The following is an 18,700-nucleotide window of genomic DNA, read 5'->3' on the forward strand; positions in this document are numbered from 1 at the left end:
AGACTGGTGATCGCGTCCGCTTGGCCTCATCCTGCTTCCGGGCGTACCGGCGGAACGGATCCGGCCCGACGCATCGCCAGCCTGTTGGTAGGGCAAAGATGAGTGCCGGTACTCCTTAGACTTCCGGGGTCCGTTCGGTTGAAAGGTGGCGCATGAACAACGGCGAAGCGATCAGCGTCCTCGTCGTCGACGGCCACCAGACGTTCGCCGAGCTGCTCGGACACGCTCTGGCCGGCCAGCCTGACCTTGAGTATGTCGGCCACGCACGCACCGGTGCGGAGGCCCTGCAGTTGTCCGCACAGCTCCAGCCCAATGTGATCCTCCTCGATCCAGAACTGTCCGATGCGGACGGAATTGCGATTGCTGAGCTGATTCGCGTACGGCAGCCGGACACACGTGTGGTGATCCTCACTGCGAGCAATGAATCGGCTCTTGTCGGTCGCGCGACGGCGGCCGGTGCGGCCGGCTTCCTGTCCAAGAACGGTGCGCTCGGCGACGTGCTCAACGCGCTACGCACCGCACACGGCGGCGGCATGACCGTCTCCACCGACATCCTCGCCCGGCTGCTGCGCAGCACCACCCCGGCGGTCGCGCCGCGTGGCGGCGGGCTGACCTCGCGCGAGGACGAGGTGCTCCATCTGATGGCGGCCGGACTCGACGCCCGGGCCATCGCCCGGCGGCTCGGAATAAGCCTCCACACCTGCCGCGGGTACGTGAAGGCGGTGCTCGCCAAGCTCGGCGCGCACAGCCAGCTGGAGGCGGTCGCGATCGCCACTCGGCGCGGTCTGATCCGTCCCGGTCGGCAGTAACTCTAAGTAGTTCACGCTTGCACTCATCCGCGTGAACTTCAGATCCGTACCTCCCGTCGGGGTAGCCGGAATTCCGGCGATGCGACAGGGGAGACTCGCTGTGGACCGAGAAGCAGCAGACGACGCGTCCGATGTGGCGGTGGCCGACCCGACGGCCTTCGGCACTCGGCGGGGGCGAGAGGGCGACACCCTCTACCGCCGCCCACCAGCACACCCGCCGGTCGACTCGACCACCGGCGGATCATGGTTCACCGACGGCACCGACGTGCCCGGGTTTTCGGCGATCCGGCCGTCATCGGGCGGTCCGTCATCGGATTCAGCCGCGGCCGAGCCGGCCGCGCCGGACTTCGGGCCGGCGACGCCCCGTGGTTCCGGGCGTGCGTCGTTCGGCTTCAGTGACGGGCCGATCTCACCGAAGCGCACCGCGCCGACCTCCGGGCCGCCCGCCGCGACCTCGGACGACGCCGACTACGCGGACTACCCCGACACCGGATTCCCGGAACCCGGGCTTTCGGACACCGGTTACTCGCGGTCCATCTACTCCGACGAGTTCACTCCCGCCGCCGGGCGCCGCTCGGCGGAGCCCAGCCCGATCGATCCCCGCCCGATGGAGCCGGCCCTTCCCGCCATCTCGAACTGGCCGCCGCCGGCCCGGCTCTCACCCGGGCTGGACACGCTCGACCGGGTGCCGGCCGCGACCGCGCTGAGCGGGACGTCCGACGAGTTCGCGAGCTGGCGGAGCGAAACCGGTGAGCGGCGGGCCGTCCGGCACGAGCGGGAACCGGCCGTCGAGCGGCCGGCCGCGCCCAAGCAGTCACGCGCGGTCACCATCGGCATGCTCGTGCTCAGCGCGATCGTGCTGCTGGCCGGCGGGGTCTTCGGCGTCGTGTACTTCGCCGGCTCCGACGACAACCTCGACTCGGTGCTCCAGCTCGGCGCCGGCAACGCGGGCAAGCGGACCGCGACGGCGCCGCTCGACAACCGCACCAAGGCGAGCTTCGAGCTGCTGGCCGGCACCAACTCGGTGCACGTGACCATCGGGGAGCTCGGCGACGACCTCTACCGGATCTCCACACCGGACGATGCCGGCTTCGTGCCCGACCCGACGATCCGCAACGACGACGTCAAGCTGCAGGTCAGCAAGGACGGCGACGGGATCGGCGGGGAGATCGAGGTGGTCCTGGCGGCCAAGGTGCGATGGGCACTGCGCTTCAGCGGGTACGCCGAGAAGCAGGTCATCGACGTCAGCGGTGGGCAGATCAGTTCGCTGGAGATGGTCGCGGGTATGCGTACCGCGCAACTGACCCTGTCCCGCCCCAGCGGGACCGTCCCGGTGAAGATCAATGGCGCGGCCGACTCGATGATCCTGAGATCGCCGTCGGCCAACCCGGTGCGGATCAAGCTGGGTGGCGGCGCGCAGCAGGTGATCGCCGGGTCGCGGACGCTGAAGGACGTGGTGGCCGGGTCGACGCTCACCCCGAAGGGATGGGACGTAGCGAACCGCTACGACGTCACGGCGGGCGCCCGAATCACGTCACTGACGGTAGAAAACGCCTGAGCCGGCCGGTTCCGCCGGCCGGCCCAGGTTTTTACTCTTTCAGGACAGGACACGCAGGCGGACCGTCTGCTCCATGTTGCGCAGCTGGTCCAGCACCTCGTCGCTGTAGTCGCCGCTGATGTCGGTGATCAGGTAGCCGTACTCGCCGCGGGTGCTCAGCAGCTGGCCCTCGACGTTCACCGAGTGCTGGGCCAGGATGCTGTTGACCTTGGCGAGGACGCCCGGGGTGTTGAGGTGGACGTGCACGATCCGGCTCATGCCGTCCTGCTCGGGCAGCGCCACCGACGGCAGGTTCACGCTGAGCGTGGTGTTGCCGTCCTTGATGAAGTGCGTGAGCTTGTTGGCCACGAAGTCGCCGATGTCCGACTGCGCTTCCTCGGTCGACCCGCCGATGTGCGGGGTGAGGATGACGTTCGGCAGGCCGCGCAGCTCGGAGACGAACTCGTCGCCGCGGCCCTTCGGCTCCTTCGGGAAGACGTCCACCGCCGCGCCGGCCAGGTGACCGCTGGTCAGGGCGTCCCGCAGGGCGACGTGGTCGACCACGATGCCGCGCGACAGGTTGAGGAACAGCGAGCCCGGGCGCATCCGCTTGAACTGCTCGGCGCCGAAGAAGCCGAGGTTGCCCGGCCGGCCGTCGACGTGCAGCGTGACGAAGTCGGACGTCTCCAGCAGCTCCTCCAGCGAGGCGCAGCGGTGCGCGTTGCTCAGCGCCAGCTTGTCGGCGGTGTCGTAGAACGACACGTGCATGCCGAGGTTCTCCGCCAGCACCGACAGCTGGGTGCCGATGTTGCCGTAGCCGACGATGCCGAGCCGGCGCCCGCGGATCTCGTGCGCGCCGTCCGCCGACTTGTCCCATACGCCCTGGTGCATGAGCGTGTTCTTCTCGGTCAGCCGCCGGGTCATCGCGATGATCTCGGCGACCGCCAGCTCGACCACCGAGCGGGTGTTGGAGAACGGCGCGTTGAACACCGCGATCCCGTGCGACGCCGCCGCCTGAAGGTCGATCTGGTCGGTGCCGATGCAGAACGCGCCGACCGCGACGAGGGTGTCGGCCGCCTCCAGCACCTTGGCGGTCACCTGGGTCTTGGAGCGGATGCCGAGCAGGTGCACACCCTGGATCCGCTCGATCAGCTCCGCCTCGTCGAGGGCGTTGCGGACGGACTCGACGTGATATCCCTCGGCCTCGAGCCTGGTCACCGCGTCACGGTGAATGCTCTCCAACAGAAGGACTCGCACCTTGGCCTGGTCGCTCATCATGTTCCGTTCCGTATAAGAGTTGGCCGTTCGGGCCGCCACGCCGAAGCCCAGAATCTCCCAGCCTAATGCGCGGCCGGGTGTGGTCCGGGCAGGTGTGCCGGACCTCCCATCTGGTGCGATAGCCGTAACCGCCCGGGTGTCAATACGGCTCTGAGCCGGATCGAGATCAGAGGTCAACAGCCGGCCGTCTGCCGCGACTGTCAGGTACCCGATCGTGGCAGGTGACGATCGGAGCGCGGAAGGCATTTTCCCCGGCCTGGGGTTGTACGCCGGTGGTTGCAGGGGTAGCTACACCGTCTGGATGACGCCAAGATCCCAGGAAATGGAGAGGCTGACACCCGGGTCGGTAGGGCAAGCTCGAGAAGGGGTGTTCATGGCGTCACTTGGTTGGGCTGTCTCGCTGTCCGTTTTGTCCGCTGCCAGTTACGCGGGTGCGGCCGTCGCGCAGGAGCGGCTGGCCAAGCACGGCCAGCGCGGCCTGGCCCGCTGGGCGGTCGCGCTGCTCCTCACCGCGGGCGGCGTGGGCCTGCACGTGGTCGCCCTCAACTTCGGCACGGTCGCGGTCGTCCAGGCCCTGGGCACCCTGACCCTGCTGTTCGCGCTACCCATCTCGGCGTTGCGCTACCGCACCCGAATAAGCATCCCGGCCTGGATCGACGCCGGCCTGACCGTGGCCGGCCTGGCCCTGATCATGTCGCTGTCGGTGGAGTCGGACGAGCCGGCCCTGATCTCGGACACCACCGGCCGGTACGCCGCCGTGGTTGCCGTGGTCGCGGTGGCGGCCCTGATCGGCGGCGCCGTCGTCGCCACCCCGAAGGTCCGGGCGATGCTGCTGGCCGGCGCCGCCGGTGTGGCCTTCGGCATCTCGTCGGTGCTGTCCAAGGCCGTGATGGCCGCGTTCACCGACGGCGGAGTCGCGGCCGTCTCGATGCTCCTGACCGGCACGGTGGTGATGCTGTCCATCGTCGGATATCTGCTGAGCCAGTTCTCCTACCGCGGCGCGGGCCTGGCCGCCCCGCTGGCCACGGTGAGCGTCACCAACCCGATCGTCGCCGCGATCGCCGGCGTGATCGTCTTCAACGAGAGCTTCCGCTTCGGCACCACCGGCCGGCTCGTGGTCGCCCTGGCCGCACTGGTGATGACTCTCGGCGTGATCGGCCTGGCCCGCCGCACCGCGGTCTCGGCCACCGACTCACCGTCGACAACCGACCCGTCCACCACCGACGCCGGGCGGGAGGACGTCCCCACCTCGGCCGCTCCCTGAGATGCCGGCCCACCCGGCCGGTGGCCGCGACGGCCCGGGCCATCTACGGCCTTTCCGCTGGGGCGGGGACTTGGCATGCCCGTACATCTAAAGGGCTTTTGGTAGCAGGACCGTGACTGTCAGGCCGCCCTCGTCGCGGGCGTCGGCCCGGACCTCGCCGCCGTGGGCCTTGGCGATCGCCCGGACGATGGAGAGGCCGAGGCCGGCGCCGGGGGAGTGCAGGCGTTCGCGGCCGTAGCGGTGGAACGGCTCGAACAGTCCGGGGACCTCGTAGCGGGGGATCACCGGGCCCGAGTTGCTGACCTCCAGGATCACCCGGCCGTCGAGGCGGGTGCCGGTGCGGACCAGGACCCAGCCGTTCTCGGCGACGTTGTGCCGGATGCCGTTCTCCACCAGGTTTTGCACCAGGCGCTCCAGGAGGACCGGGTTGCCGGCCACCGCGGCCTCGCCCGGCTCGGTGACCACCTTCACCGTGTCGGACACCGCGACGTGGTCGACGATGTCGGCCAGGTCCACGTAGGAGCGTTCGGAGACCGGGCGCTCGGACTGCGCCAGCAGGAGCAGGCCGTCGATCAGCCGGCCGTGCCGGTCGTTGATGGCGAGCAGCGTGGTGCCGAGCTGCCGCACCTCCTCGGAGACCTCGGCCGGGGTCAGCGCCACCTCCAGCAGGGTGCGGTTGAGGGTCAGCGGGGTGCGCAGCTCGTGCGACGCGCTGGCGATGAACCGGCGCTGGCCGTCGAAGGAATGGTCGAGGCGGGCCAGCATGACGTCGAACGTGTCGGCCAGCTCCTTGATCTCGTCCCGCGGGCCGGTCAGGGCGATCCGCTCGTGCAGGCCGCGGTCGGCGTCGGGGGCGGTGGCGATCCGTTTCGCCGTCGCGGTGATCTGGTGCAGCGGCTGGAGCATCCGGCCGGCCAGCAGCCAGCCGAGGGCGATCGCGGCCGTACTCACCACGGCCAGCGCGATCAGGCCCTGGGTCAGCAGGGTGTGCAGGGCGGTGTCCTGGGTTCCGTTGACGATCTTCTGGACGAACTGGGGTCCGGACTCTCCGCTGGGGCCGACGCCGACCGTATCGATCTGCTTGCCCTCGCCGGCGATCGCTACCGGCAGGCGCTGTTGCACCAGGATGTAGGTGGCGCCCAGCAGCACCATGCCGGCCACCACGAACAGGCCGCCGTAGAAGAGGGTCAGCCGGGTTCTTACGGTCAGCTTCATGGGATTCGGTACCCCACTCCTGGCTCGGTGAGCACCACGGCCGGGTCGCCCAGTTTGCGGCGCAACTTCAGGATCGTCATGCGTACGGCGTGGGTGAACGGGTCGGCGTTCTCGTCCCAGGCCTTTTCCAGCAGCACCTCGGCCGAGACCGCGGTGCCGTCGGCGCGCAGCAGCTCGGTCAGGACCGCGAACTCCTTGCGGGACAGCGGCACGTAGCGCCCGTCCCGGTGCACCTCGCGGCGGTGCGGGTCGAGGCTGATCCCGGCCCGCCGCAGGATCGGCGGGGCGGCCGGCCGGGCGCGGCGGCCGAGGGCGGTGACCCGGGCGGCGAGCTCGCGGAACGCGAACGGCTTCGGCAGGTAGTCGTCGGCGCCCAGGGACAGGCCGGTGACCCGGTCGTCGATGCCGGCCGCCGCGGTCAGCATCAGCACCCGGGTCTCGCCCTTCTCGACGACGGCCCGGCACACGTCGTCGCCGTGCACCGCGGGAATGTCCCGGTCCAGCACCACCACGTCGTAGTCGTTGACGTCGATGCGCTCCAGGGCGGCCGCGCCGTCGTACGCCACGTCCACCGCATGGGCCTCGTGGCGCAGGCCCTGCGCCACCGCGTCGGCCAGCAGCGGCTCGTCCTCGACCACCAGGATCCGCATGTCTCTATCGTGCCGTGCCCGGGCGTCAACTCGGCGTCACGTTTTTTCGTGACGGTGAGGAAACCTGTCGATCGCTGTACTTCGTCCCGTGGCGGCCGTCCGGCCGCCGGTGAAGGAGACGACGATGCGAACCCGGACGGTCGCGGCGCTCGCCCTGATGTCGGCCCTGGCGGCCGGCGGATGTGTGGGTGCCGCTGCGAACGATCCGCAGGTGGCGAGCGCGCAGTCGAGCACCGCCAAGCCGAGCAGCAGTGCCAGCAGTTCGGCCGATGACGACCAGGACGCGCAGCTGAAGTTCTCGCAGTGCATGCGGGATCAGGGCATCACCTGGTTCCCCGATCCGGTCGACGGAAAGATGGAGGTCTTCGCGCCCAAGGGCACCGACATGAAGAAGATGGAGGCGGCCCAGCAGGCCTGCCGGAAGTTCCTGCCGAACGGCGGCCAGCCGCCGAAGATGAGCGCCGAGGAACTCGAACAGGCCCGCAACATGGCCAAGTGCATGCGGGAGAACGGCATCCCGAACTTCCCGGATCCCGACCCGAACGGCGGGATGATGCTCGACGCATCCAAGCTGGGCACCAAACCGGGCGACCCGACCTGGGACAAGGCCGAGGCGGCGTGCGCGCAGTACCGGCCGAAGGGCGGCAAGCACGTCGAGGGCCACTCGGACGGCAACGGCGCCGCCATTCCCGGGACGGTGACCGGATGAGCGCCCGGCGTACCGCGGGAGTCGTCGCGGGCGTGCTGGCGGTCGGGGCGGTGGCCACCGCGGTCACCGTGTTCAACCTGCCGGACACGCCCAGCAGCAGTGCCGCCACCGGCAGCACCGGCACCAAGACGACCGAGATCAGCAAGGAGACGCTGGTCGACCGGGAGAGCCACGACGGCTCGCTCGGGCACGGCTCGACGTCCGTGCTGGCCGCCGGGTCGAACGGCACGGTCACCTGGCTGCCTACCGCGGGGGCGACGATCGCGCGGGGGAAGGCGCTGTACCGACTCGACAACAAGCCGGTGGTGCTGCTCTACGGCACGCTTCCGGCGTACCGGACGCTGGCGCCGGGGGTGAAGGGCCCGGACGTCAAACAACTCGAGAAGAACCTCTGGGCGCTGGGCTATCGCGGGTTCACCGTGGACAGCACGTACTCGTCGGCTACCGCCGACGCCGTCGAGGAATGGCAGGACGATCTCGGGCTCACCGAGACCGGCCGGGTGGAGAGCAGCCAGATCGTGTACGCCGCGACGGCGGTCCGGGTCGACTCGGTGACCGTCCAGAACGGCTCGGCCGCGATGGCCGGCACGGAATTGCTGAAATATACGGGTACGACGTTGGTGGCGACCGTGGATCTGGGCATGGACTCGCAGCGGCTCGCCAAGCAGGGCGTCCCCGTCCAGGTCGAGATGCCGGACGGCAAGAAACTTCCGGGCAAGATCATCAAGCTGGGTACGACCGTGCAGGCGGGCCAGGGCGATGAGCCGGACACCACGCTGATCGAGGTGACGGTCGGCTTCGCCGGTTCGCCGGCCGGGATGGACGAGGCGTCGGTGACCGTCTACTTCACCTCGTCGGAGCGCAAGGACGTGCTGACCGTGCCGGTCGCGGCGTTGCTGGCGCTCGCCGAGGGCGGCTACGGCGTGCAGGTCGTCGACGGCGCCACCACCAAGATCGTCGCGGTGGAGACCGGCCTGTTCGCCGACGGGAAGGTCGAGATCACCGGCGACGGCCTGGCCGCCGGGATGAAGGTCGGGATACCGGTATGAGCCAGGTGATCGAGTTGTCGGGGGTGACCAAGTCGTACCCGGGCGGGGTCACCGCGGTCCGGTCGGTGGATCTGTCCGTGGAGTACGGCGAGCTTGTCGCGATCGTCGGGCCATCGGGGTCGGGCAAGTCCACCATGCTGCACCTGATCGGCACGCTGGACCGGCCGTCCGAGGGCACTGTGAAGATCGACGGGCACGACGTGGCGACCCTCACCGACCGGCAGTTGTCGGCGCTGCGGGCCCGCCGGATCGGTTTCGTGTTCCAGCAGTTCCATCTGGCACCGGGGCGCAACGTGGTGGCCAACGTCGCCGACGGGTTGCTCTACGCCGGCGTACCCAGAAAGGAGCGGGAGCGGCGCGCCGAGGCCGCCCTCGTCCGGGTCGGCCTGGGTGACCGGCTCACCCACCGTCCGCACCAGCTCTCCGGCGGCGAGCGTCAGCGAGTCGCCATCGCCCGGGCGGTGGCCGGCGATCCGGCGGTGCTGCTCGCCGACGAACCCACCGGAAACCTCGACTCGGTCTCCGGCGCGGGCGTGGTCGAGCTGCTGCGCGAACTCAACGACGCGGGCACGACCGTCCTGGTCATCACCCACGATCACGAGATCGCGTCCGGGCTGCCCCGGCAGGTGCCGATGCGGGACGGGGAGGTGGTCTAGATGTTGCTGCGGCCGGCTCGGCTCAGCGCCTCCGACCTGCTGCGACTCGGCGGCACCGGGCTCCGGGCCAGACCGTTGCGGGCGGTGCTGTCGGCTCTCGGCATCGCCATCGGGATCGCGGCGATGACCGCGGTCGTCGGCATCTCGGCCTCCAGCCAGGCCAACCTCGACCGGGCGCTGGCGGCGCTCGGCACCAACATGCTGACCGTGACGCCCGGGCAGACGATGTTCGGCAAGGATTCGTATCTGCCGGACGAGTCGGTGTCGATGATCCGGCGCATCGGGCCGGTGCTGTCGGCCACCGCGACCGGCTCGGTGGATGCGCACGTCTACCGGACCGACCGGATCCCGGCCGCGCAGACCGGCGGGCTGGCCGTCCTCGCCGCGCAGCTCGACCTGCTCAGCACGGTCGGCGCCGCGCTGGCCGGCGGCAGCTGGCTGAACGCGGCGACCGCCCGCTATCCGGCCGTGGTGCTCGGCGCGGACGCGGCCCGGCGGCTGGGCAACCCGCCCACCGTCTACATGCAGGGCCGCTGGTGGAGCGTGGTCGGGGTGCTCGCCCCGGTGCCGCTCGCGTCCGAAATCAACTCGGCGGTGCTGATCGGCTGGCAGGCGGCGGCCACCTACCTGAGCTTCGACGGGCACCCGACCACGATCTACACCCGGGCGGTCGAGGCGCAGGTGGAGGCGGTCCGGGGCGTGCTCGCACCGACCGCCAACCCGCAGCAGCCGGACGAGGTGAAGGTGTCCCGGCCGTCCGACGCGCTCGTCGCGCAGCGCACGGCGAACGCCACCTTCACCGCACTGCTGCTGGGCCTGGGCGCGGTGGCGCTGCTGGTGGGCGGGATCGGGGTGGCCAACACGATGGTGATCTCGGTGCTGGAACGGCGGGCCGAAATCGGCCTGCGGCGGTCGCTCGGCGCGACCAAGGGACAGGTGCGGACGCAGTTCCTCACCGAATCGCTGCTGCTGTCGTTGCTCGGCGGCGCGGCCGGGGTATTGCTCGGCTATCTGGTCACCGGGCTGTATTCGACGACGCAGAGCTGGCCGACCGTGGTGCCGTTGTGGGCGCTTGCCGGCGGGGTGGGTGCGACGGTCGCGATCGGGGCGGTCGCGGGTCTTTATCCGGCCATTCGAGCCGCTCGATTGGCGCCGACGGAGGCGCTCGCGTCTGCGTGAGGGCACGACGTATCGCCGGCCGGAATACTATTCCGGTCGGCGATACGTATTTTCATTTGTGGATTACGGGCAGGTCTGCCACGCGAAGTGGTAGATCGTGTTCAGCGCGCCGTCGGTCGAGTCCATCGAGATGAAGCTCGTGGTCTTCTTCGGGTCCGAGGTGCCGGCCATCGCCCGCAGCTCGGTGTTGATGTTGAGGTTGCGCAGCGCGCCGCAGGGCGCGTAGATCAGCGACGCGATCGGGATCTCGTCACTGGACTGCCAGTCGTCGCCGAACGGGCCGTTGTAGGTGTGCGACACGTATGCGGTCTGCGACTGACCCTGGAAGTAGTAGTTGGCCCGCTCGATGGCGCTCGCGCCCGCCTCGAGCGACGCGAACCCGCGGTAGTCCACCTTGCTGATCGCGTAGGTGAAGCCGCTCGGGACGTGCACAACGATGTTGAGCTGGCAGTTCTTCCGCCAGTCGGTGGTCGTCGCGCCCACCCCGACGAGTGCCGTGTACTGCGAGTAGGTGACCGTGAAGGCCGTGTTGTCGGGCGATACCGCGATCGCCGCGGTGCCGGCCGGGCAGCCGGAACCGTTGACCGTCACCACGTCGATGACGATCCGGTCGGTCGGTGGCGGTACGGGGAGATCGAGATAGCCGACCGCGGATGCCGGACCGGCGACCAAAGCCGATGCGAACACCCCCAGCATGGCGCAGAAAATGTACAACGCCTTTCGCATTTTGACTCCTTCCAGAAAAGGCCCCAGCGACCTCTCGGGATGCGGTCATGCTATTTATGACATCGAGAAGCGTCAATGTCGTGTTTTTTGCTCCACCCACGGTGGCATCACGTGGGTGAGATGGGGTGAGCAGTATCTGCTATTTGATCAAGGCTTTATGATCAGCTTAAACTGTTCAGCAGAGAAACTTACAATAAAAGTCCTTGGCAGATTCAGATGAGCGACGCTAGCATTCGTTCGGCCCATCCATATTGATCAATGTCTAATCTCTTGGAACGCCGAGGAGGGAACCCCCGATGACCTTCAGGCTGACGGCGCTTGCATCCGTGACCGTGCTTGCCGCCCTTACGCTCTCCGGCCCGGCACAGGCTGCCGACGCCGCGCTCACTCCGCCCAGCGGTCAGGTCACGCTCGACGTGCAGACCGTCAACGGCTCCGGCTGCCCGGCCGGCACCGCGTCGGCCGCGATGCAGTCCGACAACACCGCTTTCAAGATCAGCTATACGCAGTACCTGGCCGAGGACGGCGGGACCACCGACCCCACCGCCTTCCGCAAGAACTGCCAGGTCAACGTGCTCGTGCACATCCCGCAGGGGTTCACCTTCGCGATCGCGCGGGCCGACTACTGGGGCAAGATGCACCTGGAGTCCGGCGCCACCGCGCTCGAGCGGGCCAACTACTACTTCCAGGGCTCGTCCGACAACAACTACGTCGACCACACCTTCACCGGGCCGTACGACGGCAGCTGGCGGTCCACCGACATCACCGAGACCGCCGATCTGGTCTGGGCGCCGTGCGGCGTCACGCGCAGCCTGAACATCAACACCGAGCTGCGGGTCAACGCCGGCACCTCGACGCGGCGCAGCTACATCTCGATGCGCGCCTCGGACGGCGAGGTCTACACCCTGGTCCAGTTCCAATGGAAGACGTGCTGACGCTGGGGCGGTCAGCACTGCACAAGGGGCGGGCGGCCGGCTGGCCGCCCGCCCCGCTGTGTCATGGGCTGTGTCGAGGTATGCGCGCCCGGCAGGATTCGAACCTGCGACCGACGGATTAGAAGTCCGTTGCTCTATCCGCTGAGCTACGAGCGCCCGGCCAGCCACATACTAAGCGGTCGCCCCGGACTTGTCGTCCGCCTTGTCCTCCGGTGCCGGTGGCACCTCGATCTCCGGGGTCCCGGGCGCCGGCACGAAGGCATCCACCCAGCGGCCCAACTCGCGGAACACCGACGTGCGCACGTCCTTGCCGGAGAGCGTCAGGTCGTGCATGCCGCCGTCGAAGCGGGCGATCGTCACCATCGGGCCCAGGCCCGGTGCCCAGCGGGCGATGTGCTCGACGTCCAGCACCGCGTCGGTCAGCCGGACATCCTCCGCCCAGCCGCGGCCCCGGAACGTGCGGGTCGAGCAGGCCACCAGCACCGGCGCGTCGATCGACAACCCGGCGCGCAGCCGGGCCTGGCCGCGGCGGATCGCCTGCAGCCAGCCGGCCGTCACCGGGAAACTCTCGATCGGCTTCCAGGCCAGGTCGTACGTCCACTCGCCACGGTGGTCGCGGTGCAGGCTCTCGCCGTAGACGGTCAGCCCGGCGGTGGGAATCTTCCGGTACGGCGTGCGGCCGCTCACCGCCAGCAGCGAGGCCATCAGCGGGCCCTTCATCAGCCACGGGATGTTGAAGTCGAAGAACGGGCTGTTCAGGAACAGGCCGTCGACGATGCCGCGGCCCTGCCGGGCGTGCGACCAGAGTGACGTGATCAGGCCACCGGTGGAGTGGCCGGCCACCAGCATCTGGTCGTGGCCGTCCACCTCGCGGATGATCCGGGCCGCCTCGTCGAGCTCCGGGAAGTAGTCGGTGAGGCTGCGGGCGAAGTTCGGCGTCTGGTGCGGCAGCAGGCTGCGGCCGTACTTGCGCAGGTCGAGGGCGTAGAAGTCCCACCCGCGCTCGACGAAGAAGTCGGCCAGATGGGTCTGGAAGAAGTAGTCCACGAAGCCGTGCACGTAGAGCACCGCGCGACGACTCGGCTGTTCGCCCCGGCGGCGGACCAGGGTCGCGACCACCGGACCCTCGTCGTCGGGAACCAGCTCGATCGTGTGCCGCTCATAGGGCAGTCCCAGGACGTCGATCTCCACGACCCCAGGCTACCCACACCGGGGCGCCGTCATAACAGATCCTTCAGCCTTGCGACCGATATCCCCAACCGGCGGTTGTCCACAGGCCCTCCGCCTTCGGTCCGCCGTTGCCGACATGCTCGTCCCCTCAACCGCACCAACACAGGAGGGCTCAGTGTTCGACACCAACCTCGTCATCGTGGGCAACGTGCTCGCGGCTCCCGAGTGGCGGCGCATCGCCAGCTCCGGATCGCTGGTTGCCAACTTCCGGGTCGCGTCCACGGCCCGGCGTTACGACCGGGAGAACGCCCGCTGGGTCGACGGCAACAATCTGCGGGTCCGGGTCACCGCCTGGCGCCGGCTCGCCGAGGGCGTCGCCTCGTCGGTCACCGTCGGCGATCCGGTGATCGTCTACGGCCGGCTCTACACCCGCGACTGGACCGACGAGAACAACAACCCCCGCGTCTCGTACGAGATGGAGGCGTTCTCGATCGGTCACGACCTGGCCCGCGGGAAGGCCCAGTTCTTCCGGACCAAGGCCGGCCAGGCAACCGGCGAGATCGAGGACGCCGAGGCGGAAACCGTGGTCGACGGCGAAATGTCGCTGCCGGTGAGCGCCGAGGAGATCCCGATCTCGTACGGCGACGGGCTGCCCCTCTCGGCCGCGGAGGAGCCCACCTTCCCCGAGGTCCCGCCCGCCCCGGACGACGATCTCACCCTGGAGGTGGAACGACTGGTCGCGGCGGAACCGGCGGCCGCCCGGCGGTCGCGCCGGCCGAAGCGGGAGCCGGTGGCGGCCTGAGGCGGATTCACCCGTCCGAACGGGGTGGCCCGAACGTTCCGTCGCATCGGGCCACCCGGCGGACCCGCCCGGGTGGGCCGCGCCCGGGCCGGGCGGGCAGACTGAACCCGTGCTGTTGAAGGAGATCCGCGCGATCGCGGGCGAGACACTGGTGATTTCGCCCAACGACCAGGACGCCGAGCACGCCAACACCAACTGGCTCGGCGCTCCACCGCACGAGCGCATGGGCTTGTCGGCCGACGAGGTGGTGGCCGCCTTCGAGGAGACGGCCGAGCTGCTGCGCGATCAGGTGGCGGGAAAACACCAGGGGCCGGTCACGTTCTACGTCTGGCACGACGGGCAAGCCGGGCAGTTGCGCTGCTCCGCCGGTTCGTGCCCGCACGACAAGCTGCCGTTCGGTTCGCCCTACCGGACGACCAGCGATCTGCACTCGATCGTCACCGAATTTCTGGTGGACCGGGCGCCGGGCGCCATCGCCTGGGGTCAACTGGAACCGGTGCCGATACCGTCCGATCCGGCGGCGGAGGCCGACGAGTTCCCGGTCTGGGTGTGCGATCTGCAACCGTAAGGTCGGAAATTTCAATACATGGGGGAAAGCGCGCATGGCCAAGAACAGTGGTTCGGCGGACGCCGTGGGGCTGATCGCCGGGTTCCTGCTCGACGCCGTGCTCGGTGACCCACGACGGTTCCACCCGGTCGCCGGCTTCGGCACGGCGGCCGGTGCGCTCGAGAAGAAGGTGTACGCACCGAACCGCCGGTCCGGTGCCGTGTTCACCGCCGTCGCCGTCGGCGGGCCCGCACTGCTGGGGCTCGCCGGGGCGGCGGCCACCCGGCGGCGGCCGGTCGCCCGGGCGGCGCTGGTCGCGGCCGCCACCTGGACCGTGCTCGGCGGCCGCACGCTGCGCCGGGAGTCCCGGATCATGGCCGGCCACCTGGACGCCGGGGATCTGCCGGCCGCCCGCGGGCGGCTCAACCACCTGTGCGGGCGCGATCCCTCGACATCGGACGAGCCGGAGCTGGCCCGGGCCACCGTCGAGTCGGTCGCCGAGAACACGTCGGACGCCGTGGTGGCGCCGCTGATCTGGGGCGGTCTGCTCGGGCTGCCGGGTCTGCTGGCCTACCGGGCGGCGAACACCCTGGACGCCATGGTCGGGCACCGCTCGGCCCGCTACGCACGCTTCGGCACCCCGTCGGCGCGGCTCGACGACCTGCTCAACCTGGTGCCGTCGCGGCTGACCGGGCTGCTGACCGTCGCGGTGTCGCCGGTCGCGGGCGGGTCGCCGGCCGAGGCGCTGCGAGTCTTCAAACGCGACCGCAACGATCACCCGTCGCCCAACGCCGGCCAGTGCGAGTCGGCCATGGCCGGGGCGCTGGGGGTTCGGCTCGGCGGGCGAAACGTCTATTTCGGACGAACTGAGGTGCGGCCGTTCCTCGGTGACGGCCCGCGACCGTCGGCCGGGCATCTGCGCCGGGCCGCGCGGGTCTCCGGTGCGGTCGGCGCGGCGGCCGCGGTGCTCGCCGCCGGGCTGGCGCTGAGCCGTGGCTTCTCCCGGATCTCCCGATGAGCGGCGGGCTGCTGGTCGCCGGGACCACATCGGACGCCGGCAAGAGCGTGCTGACCGCCGGGATCTGCCGCTGGCTGCACCGGCGCGGGGTCCTGGTGGCGCCGTTCAAGGCGCAGAACATGTCGAACAACTCGGCCGTCGTGGTCGGTGCCGACGGCCGCGGCGGCGAGCTCGGCCGGGCGCAGGCCATGCAGGCGGCGGCGTGCGGGATCGCGCCGGACGTGCGGTTCAACCCGGTGCTGCTCAAGCCGGGCAGCGATCGGTCCAGCCAGGTCGTGCTGCTCGGCGAGGCGGTCGGCACGGTCACCGCCGGCAACTACCGGGAGATGCGGGCGCGGCTCGCCGGCACCGCCTTCGCGACCCTCGCCGAGCTGCGTACCGAGTACGACGCGGTGATCTGCGAGGGGGCCGGCAGCCCGGCCGAGATCAACCTGCGGGACGGCGACTTCGTCAACATGGGCCTGGCCCGCGCGGCCGGCCTGCCCGCGATCGTGGTCGGCGACATCGACCGCGGCGGCGTCTTCGCGGCGTTGTTCGGCACCGTCGCCCTGCTCAGCCCCGAGGATCAGGCGCTGGTCAGCGGCTTCGTCATCAACAAGTTCCGCGGCGACCTCGGCCTGCTGCAACCGGGCCTCGACATGATCACCAAGGCCACCGGCCGGCCGGTGCACGGCGTGCTGCCGTTCCATCTCGAGGTGTGGCTCGACGCCGAGGACTCGCTCGCCTACGGGCGGACGCTCGGCCGGCCCGGACCGCCGCGCGGCACCGAGTGGCTGCGGGTCGCCGTGGTGCGGCTGCCGCGCATCTCCAACGCCACCGACGCCGAGGCCCTCGCCACCGAACCGGGCGTGCGGGTGCAGCTGACCATCGAGCCGGGCGACATCGCCGACGCCGACCTGGTCGTGCTGCCCGGGTCGAAGGCGACCGTCAGCGACCTCGCCTGGCTGCGCAAGCGGGGTCTCGACGACGCGATCCGGCGGCACGCGGCGGCCGGCAAGCCGGTGCTGGGCATCTGCGGCGGCTTCCAGATGCTAGCCCGCAGCATCGACGACGAGGTGGAGAGCGGCCTCGGCACGGTCGCCGGCCTCGGGCTGCTGCCGGTGGACATCGCGTTCGCCGCGCGCAAGACCCTCGCCCGGCCGGCCGGGGACGGGCTCGGTGCACCGGTGAGCGGTTACGAGATCCACCACGGGTTCGTGTCGGCCGGGTCCCCGCCGCCGCTGCTGCACTACGCCGACGGGCGGCCCGAGGGTGCGGTGGCCGGCAACGTGTTCGGCACGCACTGGCACGGCGCGTTCGAGTCCGACGAGTTCCGGCGGCGGTTCCTCACCTCGGCGGCGCGGCTGGCCGGCCGGTCCGGGTTCGCGGTGGCGCCGGACACCCGGTTCGCGGCCGTCCGCGAGCGGGCCCTCGACGTGCTCGGCGACCTGGTCGAGGAGCACCTGGACACCGACGCGCTGTGGCGGCTGATCGAGCAGGGGCCGCCGGCCGGGCTGCCGTTCGTGCCGCCCGGCGCGCCATGAGATACGCGGAGCTGGCCGCGCATCTTCTCGACCAGCCACCGCGACTCGGTCGCATCCGGCTCGCCGCCGTCGACGGGCCGAGCGGGGCCGGCAAGACCGTGTTCGCGGGCCGGCTCGCCGCCGAGCTCGGCGCCCCGGTCGTGCACACCGACGACCTGCTCGACGGGTGGGACGACCAGTTCAGCTTCTGGACGCGGCTCGAAGAGCTGGTGCTCGGGCCGCTGCGGCGCGGCGAGACCGCCGTCTACCGGGGTTACCGATGGGACACCGGGGCGTTCGACGGGCCGGAGCTCACGGTCGCGCCCGCTCCGGCCGTACTCCTGGAGGGGGTGAGTGCCGCGCGGCGCTCGATCCGGCCCGAGCTGAGCCTTTCGGTTTTCGTCCTGGCCCCTCCTGACCTGCGGTTTCGGCGCGCGGTGGAGCGCGACGGCGACGACAGCGTTGCTTTCCGGGCGTACCTTGAGCGGTGGCGTGCTGCCGAGGACCGGCACTTCGCCGAGGACCGGACCGCCGCTGCCGCCGACCTGATCGTCGACGGTGCCGCGGCGGTCGGCGACGATCGCTTCAGAGGGCGGGGACGATGACCGACGAAGAGAGCCGTCCGGTACGCCGGCGGGTGACGCTCACCGGAATCAGCTCGCGGGCCTGGGAACACCCGGCCGACCGCGGCGCACTGACCGCGCTGCGCGAGCTGCGCGGCTTCGACGACCTGGTGAAGGCGTTCTTCGGCATGTGGAACGAGCGGGGTTTCCGCCTGCAGTTCCTGGCCGGCGCCATCCGTGTCGACCACCGGCAGTACCCACGCGTCTACCAGCGCTACACCGAGGCGGCGGCCACCCTCGACGTGGCCGAGCTGCCCGAGCTCTACGTCAACCAGTCGCCGATCATCAACGGGCAGGCGATCGGTCTCAACAAGCCGTTCATCGTGATCACCACGGCCGCGGTGGAGAAGCTCGACGACGACGAGCTGCGCGCGGTGCTCGGGCACGAGCTGGGTCACGTGCTCAGCGGGCACTCCGTCTACAAGACCATCATGATGATCCTCACCGCGTGGACCGCGAACGTGAGCTGGCTGCCGGTCGGCGTGCTGGCGCTGCGCGGGATCATCGCGGCGATGCTCGAGTGGTGGCGCAAGGCCGAGCTCTCCGCCGACCGGGCCGGTCTGCTCGCCGGTCAGGACCCGGCCGCCTCGATCCGCCTGCTGATGAAACTGGCCGGCGGCGGCGACCTGTCGCAGATCGACACGGCCGCGTTCCTGGAGCAGGCCGCCGAGTACGAAAGCGGCGGCGACCTGCGGGACAGCATCCACAAGTTCGGCATGACCCTGGGCAGCACCCACCCGGTGCCGGTGGCCCGGGCCGCCGACCTGCGTAGATGGGTCGACTCGGGGGAGTACGCACGGATCCTCGGCGGCGAATACCCGCGTCGCGACGACGACGGCAACGCCTCGGTCGCCGACGACGTGAAGGCCGCCGCCAACTCCTACCGGGAGAGCTTCACCACCTCGCAGGACCCGTTGGTCAACCTGGTCCGCAAGGTCGGCGGCGGCGCTGCCGACCTGGCCGGCTCGGCGGCCCGCGGTGCCCGCGACTGGGCCTCCACCCGAGGGCGGGATTCCGCCGAATAAGCCCCT

19 protein-coding genes and 1 tRNA gene are annotated in these 18,700 nt (G+C 70.3%); 14 read left to right on the top strand and 6 right to left on the bottom strand.

Annotated elements, in window-relative coordinates; all coding sequences use genetic code 11:
- Positions 1 to 152: 152 nt before the first annotated feature.
- Both Adu01nite_RS20935 and Adu01nite_RS20940 read left to right on the top strand, forming a co-directional pair.
- Complete coding sequence (locus Adu01nite_RS20935; protein ID WP_203728600.1) at positions 153 to 809, top strand: response regulator; 657 nt, start codon at positions 153 to 155, stop codon at positions 807 to 809.
- Positions 810 to 909: 100 nt separating this feature from the next.
- Positions 910 to 2,367 (top strand): hypothetical protein, encoded by a 1,458-nt coding sequence (locus Adu01nite_RS20940; RefSeq protein ID WP_203728601.1) that lies wholly within the window; start codon positions 910 to 912, stop codon positions 2,365 to 2,367.
- Between the two features lie 39 nt (positions 2,368 to 2,406).
- Here Adu01nite_RS20940 and serA read toward each other — a convergent pair whose 3' ends face one another.
- On the bottom strand, positions 2,407 to 3,624 hold the full coding sequence (serA, locus tag Adu01nite_RS20945; RefSeq protein ID WP_203728602.1) for a phosphoglycerate dehydrogenase: 1,218 nt from the start codon (positions 3,622 to 3,624) through the stop codon (positions 2,407 to 2,409).
- Between the two features lie 373 nt (positions 3,625 to 3,997).
- Here serA and Adu01nite_RS20950 point away from each other — a divergent pair, with 373 nt between their 5' ends.
- Positions 3,998 to 4,888 (top strand): DMT family transporter, encoded by an 891-nt coding sequence (locus Adu01nite_RS20950; RefSeq protein WP_203728603.1) that lies wholly within the window; start codon positions 3,998 to 4,000, stop codon positions 4,886 to 4,888.
- Between the two features lie 87 nt (positions 4,889 to 4,975).
- Here Adu01nite_RS20950 and Adu01nite_RS20955 read toward each other — a convergent pair whose 3' ends face one another.
- Together Adu01nite_RS20955 and Adu01nite_RS20960 are read right to left on the bottom strand one after the other, a co-directional pair.
- Positions 4,976 to 6,103, bottom strand: a complete 1,128-nt coding sequence (locus Adu01nite_RS20955) for a sensor histidine kinase (protein ID WP_203728604.1) — start codon at positions 6,101 to 6,103, stop codon at positions 4,976 to 4,978.
- Positions 6,100 to 6,753 carry a response regulator transcription factor gene (locus tag Adu01nite_RS20960; RefSeq protein ID WP_203728605.1) on the bottom strand — a complete coding sequence of 218 codons (654 nt, stop codon included), beginning with the start codon at positions 6,751 to 6,753 and terminating at the stop codon, positions 6,100 to 6,102. The genes Adu01nite_RS20955 and Adu01nite_RS20960 overlap by 4 nt, the downstream gene beginning before the upstream one ends.
- A 124-nt stretch (positions 6,754 to 6,877) precedes the next feature.
- On the opposite strand from Adu01nite_RS20960, the gene Adu01nite_RS20965 reads away from it, so the two are divergent.
- The 4 genes from Adu01nite_RS20965 to Adu01nite_RS20980 are packed head-to-tail and all read left to right on the top strand — an operon-like array spanning position 6,878 to position 10,346.
- The gene (locus tag Adu01nite_RS20965; RefSeq protein ID WP_203728606.1) at positions 6,878 to 7,462 is read left to right on the top strand and encodes a hypothetical protein; all 585 of its coding nucleotides are present in this window, start codon (positions 6,878 to 6,880) and stop codon (positions 7,460 to 7,462) included.
- Positions 7,459 to 8,511 carry a peptidoglycan-binding protein gene (locus Adu01nite_RS20970; protein WP_203728607.1) on the top strand — a complete coding sequence of 351 codons (1,053 nt, stop codon included), beginning with the start codon at positions 7,459 to 7,461 and terminating at the stop codon, positions 8,509 to 8,511. Before Adu01nite_RS20965 ends, Adu01nite_RS20970 begins: the two co-directional genes overlap by 4 nt.
- A 5-nt stretch (positions 8,512 to 8,516) precedes the next feature.
- Positions 8,517 to 9,167, top strand: coding sequence for an ABC transporter ATP-binding protein (locus Adu01nite_RS20975; protein WP_275414681.1), 651 nt, complete (start codon positions 8,517 to 8,519; stop codon positions 9,165 to 9,167).
- A complete protein-coding gene (locus Adu01nite_RS20980) occupies positions 9,168 to 10,346 on the top strand; it encodes an ABC transporter permease (protein WP_203728609.1) in 1,179 nt (392 codons plus the stop codon). It begins immediately after the preceding gene.
- Between the two features lie 63 nt (positions 10,347 to 10,409).
- Here the strand turns inward: Adu01nite_RS20980 and Adu01nite_RS20985 are convergent, their stop codons facing one another.
- Positions 10,410 to 11,060, bottom strand: a complete 651-nt coding sequence (locus Adu01nite_RS20985) for a DUF4360 domain-containing protein (protein ID WP_379138161.1) — start codon at positions 11,058 to 11,060, stop codon at positions 10,410 to 10,412.
- A 308-nt stretch (positions 11,061 to 11,368) separates the two neighbouring features.
- On the opposite strand from Adu01nite_RS20985, the gene Adu01nite_RS20990 reads away from it, so the two are divergent.
- Positions 11,369 to 12,007 (top strand): DUF4360 domain-containing protein, encoded by a 639-nt coding sequence (locus Adu01nite_RS20990; protein WP_203728611.1) that lies wholly within the window; start codon positions 11,369 to 11,371, stop codon positions 12,005 to 12,007.
- Between the two features lie 83 nt (positions 12,008 to 12,090).
- Here the strand turns inward: Adu01nite_RS20990 and Adu01nite_RS20995 are convergent.
- Together Adu01nite_RS20995 and Adu01nite_RS21000 are read right to left on the bottom strand one after the other, a co-directional pair.
- Positions 12,091 to 12,163 (bottom strand) — tRNA-Arg (locus Adu01nite_RS20995).
- A 15-nt stretch (positions 12,164 to 12,178) separates the two neighbouring features.
- Positions 12,179 to 13,198: an alpha/beta hydrolase gene (locus tag Adu01nite_RS21000; RefSeq protein WP_203728612.1), complete on the bottom strand. Its 1,020-nt coding sequence runs from the start codon at positions 13,196 to 13,198 to the stop codon at positions 12,179 to 12,181.
- Positions 13,199 to 13,352: 154 nt separating this feature from the next.
- Between Adu01nite_RS21000 and ssb the strand changes: the two genes are divergently transcribed.
- From ssb to Adu01nite_RS21030, 6 genes are all read left to right on the top strand, one after another.
- Positions 13,353 to 13,979: a single-stranded DNA-binding protein gene (gene ssb, locus Adu01nite_RS21005; protein WP_203728613.1), complete on the top strand. Its 627-nt coding sequence runs from the start codon at positions 13,353 to 13,355 to the stop codon at positions 13,977 to 13,979.
- 109 nt (positions 13,980 to 14,088) lie between these two features.
- Positions 14,089 to 14,547, top strand: coding sequence for a hypothetical protein (locus Adu01nite_RS21010; RefSeq protein WP_203728614.1), 459 nt, complete (start codon positions 14,089 to 14,091; stop codon positions 14,545 to 14,547).
- A 34-nt stretch (positions 14,548 to 14,581) separates the two neighbouring features.
- Positions 14,582 to 15,544, top strand: coding sequence for a cobalamin biosynthesis protein (locus Adu01nite_RS21015; protein ID WP_203728615.1), 963 nt, complete (start codon positions 14,582 to 14,584; stop codon positions 15,542 to 15,544).
- Positions 15,541 to 17,067, top strand: a complete 1,527-nt coding sequence (locus Adu01nite_RS21020) for a cobyric acid synthase (protein ID WP_203728616.1) — start codon at positions 15,541 to 15,543, stop codon at positions 17,065 to 17,067. Before Adu01nite_RS21015 ends, Adu01nite_RS21020 begins: the two co-directional genes overlap by 4 nt.
- Positions 17,064 to 17,651 carry a uridine kinase family protein gene (locus tag Adu01nite_RS21025; protein ID WP_203728617.1) on the top strand — a complete coding sequence of 196 codons (588 nt, stop codon included), beginning with the start codon at positions 17,064 to 17,066 and terminating at the stop codon, positions 17,649 to 17,651. The genes Adu01nite_RS21020 and Adu01nite_RS21025 overlap by 4 nt, the downstream gene beginning before the upstream one ends.
- Positions 17,648 to 18,694: a M48 family metallopeptidase gene (locus tag Adu01nite_RS21030; RefSeq protein ID WP_203728618.1), complete on the top strand. Its 1,047-nt coding sequence runs from the start codon at positions 17,648 to 17,650 to the stop codon at positions 18,692 to 18,694. Before Adu01nite_RS21025 ends, Adu01nite_RS21030 begins: the two co-directional genes overlap by 4 nt.
- The last annotated feature ends 6 nt before the right edge of the window (positions 18,695 to 18,700 follow it).

Source organism: Paractinoplanes durhamensis (assembly GCF_016862175.1).
GTDB lineage: Bacteria > Actinomycetota > Actinomycetes > Mycobacteriales > Micromonosporaceae > Actinoplanes > Actinoplanes durhamensis.